The sequence below is a fragment of the Collinsella sp. TM05-37 genome (genome assembly GCF_003436455.1).
Taxonomy (GTDB): Bacteria; Actinomycetota; Coriobacteriia; order Coriobacteriales; family Coriobacteriaceae; genus Collinsella.
In genome coordinates this window covers 18,784-32,420 of record NZ_QSPN01000009.1, presented here as the reverse complement: position 1 = coordinate 32,420, position 13,637 = coordinate 18,784, and the positions used below count along the sequence as shown (strand labels likewise).

Sequence of the window (13,637 nt, the reverse complement as noted above, 5' to 3'; positions counted from 1 at the left end):
CGCCGTCAATTGTCACCACAGAATTCCGTCAATTGTCACCATAATTCGCCATCAATCCTCACCACAAATTTCCGTCAATCGTCACCACACAGCTGGTAAAATACCTAATATGGGTAAGTCAAGAAGGAGGCCGTGTGGATAGGTATGTAGATAGATGCATCGATAAGGCAATCAGCCGTAATCTCAATATCTTCGGTGCGGTCCTCATTCAGGGTCCAAAGTGGTGCGGAAAGACTACTTCGGCTAGTCGTTTTGCTAATTCATCCTTGTCTCTTTCCGATCCGGCTGGAAATTTTTCCGCTCTCCAGCTGGCACGGATCGATCCGGCGCAAGCATTAGCAGGGCGATCTCCCAGGCTCATCGATGAATGGCAGGAAGAGCCGAAGCTGTGGGATGCCGTGCGTTTCGAGTGCGATGCAAGGAGGGGAGAATCCGGTCAGTTTATTCTTACGGGTTCGGCAACGCCTCGGGATTCGATGCGGCCGATGCATAGCGGCGTTGGGCGAATAGTTAGGTTGCGAATGGACACCATGACGATGTTCGAGCTTGGCGTTTCTTCTGGCGCGGTTTCGATTGGAACGCTTCTTTCCGGTTACCCTGCCAAGCAGGCTGTCGGGTCAATCTCCGGCATCGCCGGAATCGCCGATTTGCTGTGTCGTGGCGGTTGGCCTCAGGCGATGGGGAAAACGACTGACGATGCCATGCAGATAGCCGCTGCCTATGTTGATGGCGTATGCGAATCGGATGTTTCTAGAACTGATGGCGTTAAGCGCGATCCGGTCAAGGTCAGGTCTCTTTTGGCATCGCTAGCGCGGAATGAGTCGACGCTTGCTGGCTCAAAGTCTATTGACAAAGATATCGGTACCGGCGTTTCGAAGAACTCGGTCTCCAGATACATGGACGCCCTGAGACGAATCAATATCGTCGACGATATCCCCGCTTGGCATCCAGCGCTCAGGTCTCCGGTGAAGCTGCGGCAGGGGGCGAAGAGGCATCTCGCCGATCCTTCGCTTGCCGTTGCGCTGCTCGGAGCAAATCCGGAGTCGTTGGCATCTGACCCGAAGACACTGGGGTTGCTTTTCGAATCCCTCGTCCTGCATGACCTCAAGGTTTACGCCGCCGCAAATGACTCGTTGGTGTCCCATTACCACGATGCCGACGATCTCGAGGTTGACGCAGTTATCCACAGGCGCGATGGAACTTGGATTGCCGTGGAGGTGAAGCTTGGAAGCCCTCAAATCCCCGAGGCATCCGCAAATCTGCTTCGGCTGGAGCGAAAGCTGGTCGAGCGTGGCGAGAGGCCGCCTGTGGCAAAACTCATCATCATTGGGTTCGGCATGCCGGTTCATACAACGCCCGATGGCATCATCGTTGCTCCCGTTGACACACTCGCGCCATAACGTTGTGGTGGGATCACCTTGCCTTCGGAAGGGGTTTCAGTCTCAAGCGACTTTTCCAACACTCACTTATGCCTGCATGCCAATTCTGGTCTAGCAAGGCCAAAGAAAAGGGGTCCCGTTTGGGGCCCCTTTGCAGTTGCACTTAAATACGGTTCATCTGGCCGGCGACCTTGTTGTACCAGTCCTGCCACGTGGGCGGGCAGTACTTTTTGGCGGCTGCCGGGGTAAGCGTGGAGCCATAGTTGGCGCCCAGGTAGGCAACGTGGGCGGAGACACCCTCGCTCCAGCTGCCAAAGCTACGCCAACCACCGCCGCGGGCACTCCAGCCCCAGGCGTTATAGGAGCCGGCGCAATAGAGGCCCTTGCTGCTCTCGATGCAGGCGATGGCGGGGGACCAACGGGGGTCGACGCCGGTATTCCAGGCGGCGACGGCAAAGTTATAGCCCTGGCCTGCCATGGGGGAACCGGCGAGGTAGTTGTCGATGCGGCTCGTCCACTCGTTAATGAACGAGTCGTAATCGGAATTGCCGCTGTTGGAGTTGTTCACCGTGGTGTCGATGGTGGTGTTGGAGTTGGTGGCCTGACTGTTGGAGTTATTGCCACTCACGCCGGTACCCGAGAGCTTCTCGGCGGCAGCGGCTTTGTCGGCCTCGAGCTTAGCCAGTTCGGCGGCATTTTCCTGCTCGGCCTTCGCTTGCGCCTCGTTGCGGAGCTGTTGTGCCTGGGCCAGCGCGTCCTCGGCATTCTTTTGCTCGCCCTCGAGCTGAGACTTGGCCTGCTCGAGCTCGGTTTTGTTCTGCTCGAGCTCGGTCTGCATCTTGTTAAGCTCTTCGATCTCGTCGACGCTCGAGCTCGTAATCTGGTTGGTGTATTTGCAGGTGGTGATAAAGTCACCCAAGCTCTGCGTGTTCACCAGGAAGCTCACGATGGGGCTGGTGCCCTTCTGGTACTTATACAGATCGCGCATGGCGGAGCTTGCCTTGGCCTGCTGCTCGGGTAGCTCGGCCTCAATCTTATCGATGTTCGCCTCATTGGAGTCGATCTGCTTCTGCAGATCCTCGAGCTTGGTTCGGGCGTCGTTGTAGGCGCTCGTGGCGTCCTCGATTTTTTTCTGGGCGGCGGAAAGCTGATCCTGCGTTGCCTGCGAGGCGGCATAGGCCGCGATGGGGGAGAGCATCGGCGTGGCCGTCAGCGCGACGGCGAGTGCGGCGCTCGTGATGATACGAGCCGGCTTCGACGCGATGAGCGCTGCGGTGCGATGGTTCGAATGCTGCATCCAGTCCCTCTGCAATCAATCGTAGGTTATTGGTCGAGCTGTATTCTACTACTGCTTTCGACCTCAACTTGAACCTTAAAGGTTCTAAAGGGTCAAGTTGAACTTGAGGCTTTGGCCTTGACCTGCGGGAATGGTGAATTGTTGAGAAACCATAGAGTTCAACTTTAACGTTACGGCACCCTGTTTGTGAGGGTTTTGGCTGTAAAAGTTGCCCTCACGTGGGGTTTTGCAACTACAAGGTCCCGTCGCGGTGAGCTTGGCCTTCATGCTGGATAATTACGCCGATTGCCATAGATACGGTGGAGCTTTGGGTGCCGGCGGCTCGGCACGCTAGAATAAATCAGTTGCACAAAGACCGCCCGTCGTGTGGGCAGTTCATGATAGGAAGTTTCCATGGCATTGCAGTTTACAGAGCGCGAGTTTATTCCCGTGCTGCTCGGCGGCGACATCAACGCGTATTCGGTGGCGCGCGCCTTCTACGAGGAGTATCAGGTCAAGAGCCTGGTCTTTGGCAAGTATCAGACGGGCCCTGCGTATCGCAGCCAGATTATCGACTACACGCCTAACGTGGATATCGACACCATGCCCGTGATGCTTAAGACCGTCAACGGTATCGCTCGGGCACATGCCGAAAAGACGATTGTCCTGATGGGCTGCGGCGATAACTATGTTGCTCTGGTGGCCCAGGCCAAGGATGCCAACGAGCTGGCGGATAACATCGTTGCGCCTTACGCGCCCTATAGCATGCTTGAGCAGTGCCAGAAGAAGGAGATCTTCTACGAGCTGTGCGAGAAGCACGGTGTGCCCTATCCGCATACGTTTACCTTTACCATGGCGATGCTCAACGCTCAGGGTGAGGCTCCCGCCGAGGTGCTTGACCAGATCGACTTTCCCTACCCGATGATCCTGAAGCCTTCCGACGGCATCATGTGGTGGCAGCATGAGTTCGAGGGTCAGAAGAAGGCTTATGAGATTGCCGACCGCGCCGAGCTGGAGCAGGTTATCCGCGATTCCTATGCCAGTGGCTACACCGATGACCTGATTTTGCAGGATCGCGTGCCCGGCAACGACGAGTACATGCGCGTGCTCACCAGCTATTCTGACCGCAACGGCAAGGTTCGCATGATGTGCCTTGGTCACGTGCTGCTCGAGGAGCATCAGCCCCATGGCGTCGGTAATCACGCCTGCATCATCACCGAGCCCAATGATGAGCTTATGAGTGGCGTGCGCAAGCTGCTCGAGGACCTTCACTTTGTGGGCTATTCCAACTTTGACGTCAAGTATGACGAGCGCGATGGCTCGTTTAAGTTCTTTGACTTTAACACCCGTCAGGGCCGCAGCAACTACTACGTAACCAACAGCGGCTTTAACGTTGCCAAGTACGTGGTGGATGAGTACGTCTATAACCGCCCGTTTGAGCCGGAATTTGTGACGGCGAAGGACGAGGCGCTGTGGATGGTCGTTCCCATGGGCGTCGTCGACAAGTACGTCAAGGCTCCCGAGCTGCGCGCGAAGGTGCATCGTCTTGCCAAGGAGGGCAAGGGCGCCGATCCCTCGTTTATGAAGGGAGACTTTGTCTTTAACCGCTGGTTGCGCATGTGGCACACCAAACTGCGTCACTATAAGCTGTTCAAGACGTATTACAAGTAGACGAGCGTGGCGCCCGTCCGGTATGTATCGGGCGGGCGCGGGTATGATACGCGCAATTGCGTGGGCGTCACCAAGGAGGCGGCGATGGAAAAGCTGGGAGTTATCGGCGGCATGGGCGCCGAGGCCACGTCGTATTACTACGACCAGGTGGTACGCCATACGGCGGCTACGTGCGACCAGGAGCATATCGACATGGTGGTGCTTTCCAAGTCGACCATGCCCGACCGCACGCTGGCCATCAAGACCGGTGAGCATACCGAGCTGCTGGCGACCATGAAGGAGTGTGCCCAAGCACTCGAGTCGCTGGGCTGCGCGCACATAGCGATTCCCTGTAACACATCGCACTACTTCTACGATCAGATTCAGTCGTTTACCAAGGTGCCGATTATCCATATGCCGCGCGAATCGGTGCGTTATGCCCTGGCGGGTGCGGTGATGGGGGAGTGCGAGTTCGATCCCAACCTGAGTATGCCCGCCGAGCCGGTGCACAAGATCGGCATTATGGGCACCGATGGCACCGTGGGCGCCGGCGTCTATGGCCGCGAGTGCGAGGCAGCGGGCGCTGAGGTCGTCTATCCCAGTGAGAAGCGTCAGGCCGACGTGATGTCGCTCATCTACGATGATGTGAAGGCCGGGCGCGAACCCGATATGGATAAGTTCGATCGCGTGATGTGGGAGTTCGCCCGCAGCGGCTGCGACCGCGTCATTCTGGCCTGCACGGAGCTTTCGGTGTTGCAGAAGTATCGCGAGATGCCCGAGATCACCCTTGATGCGATGGATGTCCTGGTACGCGAGTCCATCATCCGCAGCGGCGCCCTCTACCGCCTATAACCCTCGACCTGCCAAAAAGGGACAGGTTTATTTTGGCAGGTTTTATCTGGGAAAACAGTAAAGGCCTCGGCTCGTTTGGTGCGAGCCGGGGCCTTTTGCGTTTGCCGGTTGCTGCCAGCGATTGTTAGAACAGGAAGCCGATGGCGATAAGGGCGATGCTGACGATAAGTACGGCGATATCCAGGCTTTTGATGGGGTAGCGCTTATACGAACTCGCACGCGTGCGCAGGTAGAAGCCGCGCTGCTCGGCAGCAAGTGCGGTGGCATCGGTCTTGCCCACACTCGAAATAAGCAGTGGCACGCACAGCGGCAGCATGAGTTTGAGTTTCTTGACGGGATTCTTAGTGTCGTATTCGACGCCGCGTGCAGTCTGCGCCTCCATGATGGCGTTCATTTCCTGGCCAAATACCGGCACAAAGCGCAGTGCCGTGGTAAAGGTGAAGGCATAGCGATATGGCACGTGCAGCACCTCGACGCAGGCGTTGGCGAGGTCGTTGAGCTTGGTCACCATAAGCATGAGGATGAGTGGCAGCGCCACGCCCAACAGGCGTAGGCAGGCCTTCGATCCGGTAATGAGGCCCGTGTCGGTGATAAAGCCCCACACCACGTTGCCGTCGCGCATAAAGGCCAGCTGAAGCACCAGCATGATAAGCGCGAGCGGAATCAGCAGCTTGAGTAGTGAGAGCAGACGGTCGACGACGCCGGCGTAGGCGCCCAGTGCAAGGGTGAGCGCCAAAAAGCCCAACAGCGCCACGTAGGTATCGGACAGGAAGATGCCGATGATGATGGCGGCGGCAAGGCCCAGTTTGACGACCGGGTTCAAGCGGTGCAGCAGTGTATCGCCCGGCATATAGTCGATGACGTTAACCACGGTGGACCATCTCCTCGGTAATGCGAACGATATCGGTGACCTCGCTCACCTGTGCAAAGGCAGGAGAGACGGAGGATGCCAGACGACGAGAAAGCTCTATGACCTGGGGTGGCTCAACGTAGGCTTGCTGCATGAGCTCGATGTTCGAGAACAGCTCGTGCGTGCGGCCGCGCTCGAGGATGCGGCCGTCGGCCATCACCACGATGCGCTCGGCAAAGTCGGATACGACTTCCATGTCGTGGCAGACCATGATGACGGCGCAGCCGCGCTCGGCCATGGTGCGCACGGTTTCCATGACGGTCATGCACTCACGGTAGTCAAGGCCGCTCGTGGGCTCGTCGAGCACCACGATTTTGGGCTCTACGACCACGACGGCGGCGAGTGCCACCATCTGGCGCTGACCGCGCGAGAGCGAGAAGGGCGCCTCGTCGGCCGGCAAGCCAAAGCGGTCGATGACGAGCTGGGCGCGACGCAGCGCCTCGGCACGGTCGATGCCGGCAAGCTCCAGGCCAAAGGCGACCTCGTCGAGCACAGTGTCCTTGCAGATCTGGCGGTCGGGGTTTTGGAAGAGGGTTGCGACTTCGCGGGCGATGCGGCTCGTGGGAGCGGCTGCGGTATCCAGTCCCGTGACACGCACGCTGCCCGAGGCGGGCTTAAGCAGGCCTGTGAGCAGCTTGGTGAGCGTGGTCTTGCCGGCGCCGTTTTGGCCGACGATGCCCACGAGCTCGCCGGGATAGAGGGTCAGGTTGAGGTCGTGGACGGCGGCGCCGCCATTGGGATAGGCAAACTCAACGTGATCGAAGGTGAGCACGGGCTCGGCGTCCTTGGCGTGCGGGCGCAACGACGGTGCGTGCGGTGAGCCGGCGGGTGCCTGAATGTCACTGCTTGCGTGTGCGGGGTCGACGATGCCCGTAATCAGGCGCTCGGCCTCATCAACATCCAAACAGGGAGTGCCGCTGGCCAGGCCATCGACCTCGAGGCTGTTGAAAATGCGCGTGACACGCGGGCAATCGACGCCGATGGCGCGGAGCTCATCGGCGTGTGCGAAGACCTCGTGCGGCTCGCCCTGTAGCGCGATTTCGCCATGATTGAGCACGAGTACGCGGTTGCAATACTCCGAAAGCAGGGCGACTTTTTGCTCAACGACGACGATGGTGATGCCGAGTGCGCGGTTGGCCTCACGCAGGGTCTCGAAGATCAGCGTGGAGCTGGCGGGGTCGAGCGCCGCGGTGGGTTCGTCGAGCACGAGCACGCGCGGACGCATGGCGAGGATGGCGGCGATGGCAACCTTTTGCTTTTGGCCGCCCGAAAGCGTGGCGATCTCGCGGTCGCGCAGGTCGCTGATGCCGACGGTCTCGAGCGTCTCGCTCACACGTTGCTCGATCTGGTCGTGGGGAACGCCAAAGTTCTCCAGGCCAAAAAGCATCTCGTCCTCGACGACCGAGGCGACCATTTGCGTGTCGATGTCCTGCAGCACGCTGCCGACGATCTGCGACACATCGGTGAGCGTAACTTCACAGGTGTCGTTGCCGTCGACAGTGACGGAGCCAAAGAACGTGCCGGTGTAATGGTGGGGTACGGCTCCCGACAGACAGGCGGCAAGTGTAGATTTGCCGGCGCCCGAAGGACCGATAATGCCAATAAAATCTCCCCTGTTCACGCCGAGCGAGATATGCTTAAGCACCTGCTCGGTCTGCGTGCCATAGGAGAACGAGACATCGTCGACGTTGATGATCGTTTCCATGGATACCTTTCAGAGTCATCGGGGACGTTCTTACATGACTAGTCGTTTAAGAACGTCCCCAAGAGCTAGTTGTCTGGGACAGTCTTTGATGGTGGAGCACGGAGACGGCTTTACGAGGGGCCCCAGGTTGGCGCGAAAGAGGAGCGAAGCGTACTTGGGTACGCGAGCGACGAATGAACGCCAAGATGGGGTGGCTCGTAAAGCCGAGCGGGTTAGTTGAGCCTAAGGGCCTTCTGGATGGGCAGGTAGAGGGCGCCGACCAGAATGGCGTTAAACACGGCGGTCATGGCGACGACGGGCAACATGGCTGCGGCGAGCTCGCTCACCACGCCGAGCATGGCCATCTTGATGACCATGAAGATGACGCCCGAGACAAAGGTGGTCACGAACGTTGCGACGATGGCGACGGCAGGCTTAACCTGGCCTCCCTTGGCGGCGGCGTTGACGATGAGGGCCATGAGCATGGCGGCGATGCCCTCGGCGGCAAAATCGACAAACGGCGAGGTGGTGGTGATCTGGATCACGGCGGCCGAGATAAGGCCGATGACGAGCGCCTGACCAATGTTGGGGCGAACGACCAGGATGGTGAGGCAGAAGGCCGAGATGATGAACTCGGGGCTAATCATGCCGCCCGAGATGCCCGAGATGGCCTTGCCGACGGTGAAGTTGAGAATGAAGCCGGCGGCAAGGAGGATGGCGAGCAGGACAAGGGCACGGATATCGAGCTTACCGCGGTCGGCGGTCTGGACGGTGCGGGGCTGGGCGGTGGTGTTCTGAGACATGGTGAAAATCCTTTCGGAATGGGAGTGCAAGAGAAAAGCGGAGGCGCGTGATGCGAATGCGATCGGGCTCGAGATAGAAAAAGGCCCCCGGTCGAAACCGGAGGCCTTCCAATCACCTAGAGCTAAAAAACAGGCGTGAGGGACTCACTGTCGACCGATCGTATTCGCATCACGCCACCACCAGTTGTTGAGAGAGTTCATCGTGTTCTTCATGTTGGTGGCTCCTTTCGTGATGCCGTGGCGCGGTCGCACCTAGTTGCTGTTGCGCTGCACTATAGCACAGCGAAGTGTGTGCGGGGAAATCTTTTTTAAAAAGATTTCAGGCGGGTTTCCCGCCGGTCAAAAGAGCGGGCTAAGCGGGCGAGGCTGCCATTGCTGCCTTGCCCGCTCAGCTAGGACGTTACTCCTTGTTGCGACGGTAGAGGAAGTAACCACCGGCGGAGATGACGGCAACGCCAGCGATGGCGAATGCAGCCACCATGCGGCCATCAAAACGATCACCGGTGGTGGGCAGGCCGCCCTTGGTGTTCGTTTTGTTGGTGGTTACTGTGGTTGTGGTGTCCGACTTGCCAGGCTTCTCAGGCTTGGTGGTGGGCTGCTCGGGCTTAGCGGGCTGCTCGGGGGTGCCGGGCTGCTCGGGGGTGCCGGGCTGCTCGGGGGTGCCGGGCTGATCCGGGGTGACCGGATCGGTGGCAAGAGCATCCTTGGCGTAAGTGATGGACACCTTGAGGCCGTTGGTCTCGGTGTTCAGGTCGCTCGGGGTGAAGGGCTCGTCAAAGTTTCCGGCCTTCTGATAGGCGCGCATCTCCTGGAGCAGGGCCTTGCACTTGACGTAGGTGTTCTCGGTGGCAGCCTTGCCGGCCTTGTTGGCCAGAGCGGTGCGGCCCTCGGTGGTCGTCTCGGCCAGCATGGCGGCGTCGACTTCCTTGTTCTGTTCGATGAGCTCGTTCTGGAGTGCATCGAGGTAGGAGCGGACGCTGATACCAAGGGTATCGGGATTCTCAAAGCAGAGGGAGCTGATGTCCATGAGGACGTAGTTGATGGAGTTCTCGGGCTCCTCGTTGTTCACGATGTCCGTCTCTTTGCAGTGGTCGAAGGAGACGGTCTGGTCGCTGAAATACGGGCTAACCTCGGTAATCAGCGCGGAGTAGAAGGGGATGGCGACGGAGTACGCGGCGCGGGAGAGCATTTCCCACTGGATTGTTGCAACCTGGGGATCAAGACCGTTGCGAACCTGGAAGACGTGAATCTCGGTGTTGCGCTCGGTGCCGATGGCGTAGGCACCGTCAGTGTTGGCGTTAAGGCCCGGGGTATTCTCGCCACGGTTACCGAGAGAGCGAATCATCTCAAAGGTAGTCCAGTCTTTCTTTCCGGGCTGGAAGAACAGCGGCTGCATCTCGTGGACCAAGGCGCCGGTCGTGGCGCGAGCCTCTTCGCGCTCGTCCTTGACGATCTCGTAGTCGGTGCCCTCCTGGAGCTCGTTGCCAAAGTAGTTACGGCCCTGGACGTAGCGGGTCCACTGGTGCATACCGGAATTCTGAATGGTCTCGCCATAGGTTGCGGCGACGTCGAACTTGCCGTCGGTGTACTCGGCAAAGCCCTTCTCCTTAGGCATGGACTCGATGCCCTCGGAGTGCAGGCAGTTCTCGGGGTCGTTGAGGTCGACATCGTAGTTGAGGTTGCCGATGTTGGGGTTGATCGAGGCGACGTCGTCGGCGAGCTTCATGCCGATCCACTGGTGACCGGAAAGCGCGGCAAATAGCCAGGTCTCGTTGTTGTCGGCGATGATGATCTGGTCGTTGGAGCAGACGCCCTGCTCGTCAATCAGGCTGCCGAGGAGCTCGACGCCCTCGCGGGCCGTGGCGCTCTCGCCCAGGATGACGCTGGCGTAGTTGTACTCGCCGATGCCGGTTTTAGTCAGGGGGTCTGCTGTCTCGGCATCTGCATTCATACTGGTGCTTAGCGTGGCGGAGCAGGATACGCCCTTCTCGTTGATGCCTGCTTCAGAGTAGGCATCCCAGCGGTTGTCCCACTGGGAGGGATGGTCGCGTACATAGGTGTAGCGATACGTGGTCTTGGTCGAGGTGTACATGAACGAAGACTCGTCCGAGCTGTACGTATGTCCCGGGCCGTGAGAGGGCTCAATGCCAAAGTGCTTAAGATAGCGCGGGCCATAGTCCTCGGAACGGCCGTAGTACGTGTTGCCGTCGGCCGTAAGGTTTTTGCCCATGTAGACCTGCGTGCAAGCGAGTGCAGAGGTCGGCATGGACATGATGGTTGCAGCTCCAAATGCAAGGCCTATGCCAAGCTTCTTGAGCGCGTTGACGGGGCGAGTTTTCCTCATTTTCCCTCCCAGCGTGCGAAAGCCCTCTGTCGCCAGAGGGCTTCAGCCAATAAAGACACCTCATTAGCGTAACGAACTGGAAACAATATTCATCTATGAAAGAAACTTACTCGATAAGCGTGATGAAATATGCGATGAGCGGTTAATCGTACTCAGTTTGCAGCTTTACTTTAATAAAGACGCCCTGTAATTACTGTAGCCGAATAAAGTAGCTGGGAATGCCCGAAATGAAAATCCCCCGCTGTTTGACGAATGCATAAACAGCGGGAGAGGCGATAACTGGATGAATATCATACCAATGTGGATTTACTTCTTTCGGCGGTGAATCACGTTGATGGCGTAACCGACGAGCATGGCCAAGACGATGACAATAAAGCCGATCAGGGGATTGTCGTTCATGGGGTCCTCCTATTTTCCGAGCGGTGAGAATTCGTCGACGATGAGGTCGAGGCATTGCGGAAGCGCGCGGGCTCCAAAGACGCCCGAATTGCTGGAGATAATCTCGCCATCGAACTGCATGCCCAGCGACGGGGTGCAGGTGATCTTGGCTTCCTTGGTCTGGATGATCTTGAACTGCGGGCGCCCGAGTACCTTGCCGGCGGGGTCAAGCGCAGCGGTGATCACAGTAGGCAGCAGCTGCACGGTGCGCACGGGTTCGATGACCGCAATATCGACCATGCCATCGTTCATGCGGCAGTCGGGGAACAGGTTGATGTCGTTTTGGATGACCGAGGTATTGCCCGCCATGCAGCAGATGCCGTCGAGCTCCTCGACAATGCCGTCGTGCTCAATGGTAAAGCGCGCCACCGTGGGGTTGGGCGTGGCGAGAGCGGAGAGGAAGTAGGCGATCTCGCCGATGTCGTTTTTGGTGGGAGCGGCCTTCATCATGATCTCGGCGTCGAAGCCCGAGCCGGCGATGATGATAAAGCCGTGGCGCTTCTCTCTGCCGTTCTCGTCGAGCCAAAAGAGCTCGCCCATGTCCACTTTGACCGTGCGACCGGCGCGGCAAGCCTTGGCAAGCGCCGCCGCCTCAGGGGCATTGCCGATGTTGTTGAAGAACAGGCAGGCCGTGCCGGAGGGGAAGACGAGCGTGGGGACGCCGCATCCGCGCATCTGGTCGAGCACGTTGGAGACGGTGCCGTCGCCGCCCGAAATCACCACGCGATCAAACTCGCGCACGTCTGCCACGGCGTCCTCGGGTTCCATGCCATCGCCGATAAAACGCATCACGACCTCGTCGCCGCCCTGCGCGAGGGCGTGCGTGAATGCGTAGATTTCATCTGAGCTGGGGCCCGATGCCGGGTTGTGGATGATAAGGCAGCGCATACTTACGTTCCCGTTCTGTGACTAACCGAGTATAGTTGTAAGACAATGCCGTTATCCTACCCGTGTTTTTCGGGCCTAACCTTATTCGATGGGTTGATATGTACATTTCCACACATCAGGCTCTACTCGACTTTTGTCAGCGCGCCCGTGAGTTTGACGCGATTGCCGTCGATACCGAGTTTTTGCGCGAGCGCACGTTCCATCCGCGCCTGTGCCTGGTCCAGATTGCCACTCCTGCCGAGAGCGTCGCGGTTGATCCGCTGGTGATCGACGACCTGTCTCCCTTGGCCGAACTCATGGCCGACGAGAGCGTGACCAAGGTGTTCCATGCTTGCTCGCAGGACATGGAAGTTATGCTTCATACCGTAGGCGTGTTGCCGCGTCCGATTTTTGACACGCAGGTGGCCGCCGCCTTTTTAGGCGAGCGCCAGCAGATTTCCTACGGCGCGCTCGTGCAGACGTTTTGCGGCGTCTCGCTGCCCAAGACTGAGTCGCTGACCGACTGGTCGCGTCGCCCGCTGACCGATAAGCAGATTGAGTACGCGATCGATGACGTCAAGTACCTGATCGTCGCCTATACCGAGATGATGAGCCGTCTGCGCGAGCTGGGCCGCGTGGACTGGGTACTCGACGAGTTGCGCCCGCTGGCTGACGAGTCGCACTATCGCGCCGATCGCCACGAGGCGTTCCGCAAGGTCAAGCGCATCAATTCGTGCAGCCGTCACCAGCTGGGTATCGCGCGCGAGCTCGCCGCCTGGCGCGAGGACCGCGCCGAGCGCCGTAACATCCCGCGCAAGTGGGTCATGTCCGACGACACGCTGCTTGCGCTCGTTAAGCGCAATCCCGTCCGCGTTGAGGAGTTCCGTAGCATTCGCGGTACCGACCAGCTGGGGGAGCGCGACGTGGACGGTGCGCTCATGGCCATCAAGCGCGGCGCGAGCTGCCCGCACGATCGCCTGCCGCTCATGGTGCGCGGACACCGTCAGATCTCGCCGGAGCTGGAGAGCGTGACGGACCTGATGTATGCGCTCATCCGCTTGGTTGCCGAGCGCTCGGGGGTGGCGACCTCGGTCATTGCCTCGCGCGATGACCTGGCCGATTACATCGAGCATCCTGAGCAAAGCCCCCTGCGCGAAGGCTGGCGTTTTGAGCTTGTGGGTTCGCGCCTGGACGATCTGCTTTCCGGCAATATGGGGCTCACCGTGAAGGACGGAAAGATTGAGTTGTTATAGGTATATAGTTACGCGGTTTTACCAAACCGCGTAACAGCTCGACGCTGCAAACGGCCGAGAGCGAGCAATCTGACGTTCAATCGTCGCTCGCGTACCAAAGTACGCGTCGCTTCTCTTTCACGTCACCTTGCTCGCTCTCGGCCGTTTTCGCTGACATTGCCAAAACATCGATGTTGATTTG

Annotated in this window: 10 protein-coding genes; 4 read left to right on the top strand and 6 right to left on the bottom strand. The window is 58.8% G+C overall.

The genetic code is table 11. From position 1 onward, the window contains the following. The first annotated feature begins 134 nt into the window (after positions 1–134). Positions 135–1,400 carry an ATP-binding protein gene (locus tag DXD48_RS06010; RefSeq protein WP_117564399.1) on the top strand — a complete coding sequence of 422 codons (1,266 nt, stop codon included), beginning with the start codon at positions 135–137 and terminating at the stop codon, positions 1,398–1,400. Between the two features lie 142 nt (positions 1,401–1,542). Here DXD48_RS06010 and DXD48_RS06005 read toward each other — a convergent pair whose 3' ends face one another. After that, positions 1,543–2,676 (bottom strand): glucosaminidase domain-containing protein, encoded by a 1,134-nt coding sequence (locus DXD48_RS06005; RefSeq protein ID WP_117564398.1) that lies wholly within the window; start codon positions 2,674–2,676, stop codon positions 1,543–1,545. A gap of 393 nt (positions 2,677–3,069) precedes the next feature. Here DXD48_RS06005 and DXD48_RS06000 point away from each other — a divergent pair, with 393 nt between their 5' ends. Both DXD48_RS06000 and DXD48_RS05995 read left to right on the top strand, forming a co-directional pair. Next, on the top strand, positions 3,070–4,326 hold the full coding sequence (locus DXD48_RS06000; protein ID WP_117564397.1) for an ATP-grasp domain-containing protein: 1,257 nt from the start codon (positions 3,070–3,072) through the stop codon (positions 4,324–4,326). A gap of 84 nt (positions 4,327–4,410) precedes the next feature. Beyond that, entirely contained in the window at positions 4,411–5,157 is a 747-nt protein-coding gene (locus DXD48_RS05995) for an aspartate/glutamate racemase family protein (RefSeq protein ID WP_233502375.1), read from the top strand. Positions 5,158–5,281: 124 nt separating this feature from the next. Here the strand turns inward: DXD48_RS05995 and DXD48_RS05990 are convergent, their stop codons facing one another. The 5 genes from DXD48_RS05990 to DXD48_RS05970 form a co-directional block, all read right to left on the bottom strand. Then, a complete protein-coding gene (locus DXD48_RS05990) occupies positions 5,282–6,028 on the bottom strand; it encodes an energy-coupling factor transporter transmembrane protein EcfT (protein ID WP_117564395.1) in 747 nt (248 codons plus the stop codon). Then, positions 6,021–7,772: an ABC transporter ATP-binding protein gene (locus DXD48_RS05985; protein WP_117564394.1), complete on the bottom strand. Its 1,752-nt coding sequence runs from the start codon at positions 7,770–7,772 to the stop codon at positions 6,021–6,023. Before DXD48_RS05985 ends, DXD48_RS05990 begins: the two co-directional genes overlap by 8 nt. 212 nt (positions 7,773–7,984) lie before the next feature. After that, positions 7,985–8,554: a hypothetical protein gene (locus DXD48_RS05980; RefSeq protein WP_117564393.1), complete on the bottom strand. Its 570-nt coding sequence runs from the start codon at positions 8,552–8,554 to the stop codon at positions 7,985–7,987. A 400-nt stretch (positions 8,555–8,954) separates the two neighbouring features. Beyond that, positions 8,955–10,898: a C69 family dipeptidase gene (locus DXD48_RS05975; RefSeq protein WP_117564392.1), complete on the bottom strand. Its 1,944-nt coding sequence runs from the start codon at positions 10,896–10,898 to the stop codon at positions 8,955–8,957. A 408-nt stretch (positions 10,899–11,306) separates the two neighbouring features. After that, positions 11,307–12,224 carry a diacylglycerol kinase family protein gene (locus DXD48_RS05970; RefSeq protein ID WP_117564391.1) on the bottom strand — a complete coding sequence of 306 codons (918 nt, stop codon included), beginning with the start codon at positions 12,222–12,224 and terminating at the stop codon, positions 11,307–11,309. 98 nt (positions 12,225–12,322) lie between these two features. Between DXD48_RS05970 and rnd the strand changes: the two genes are divergently transcribed. Beyond that, positions 12,323–13,456: a ribonuclease D gene (rnd, locus tag DXD48_RS05965; RefSeq protein WP_006234315.1), complete on the top strand. Its 1,134-nt coding sequence runs from the start codon at positions 12,323–12,325 to the stop codon at positions 13,454–13,456. Positions 13,457–13,637: the final 181 nt, after the last annotated feature.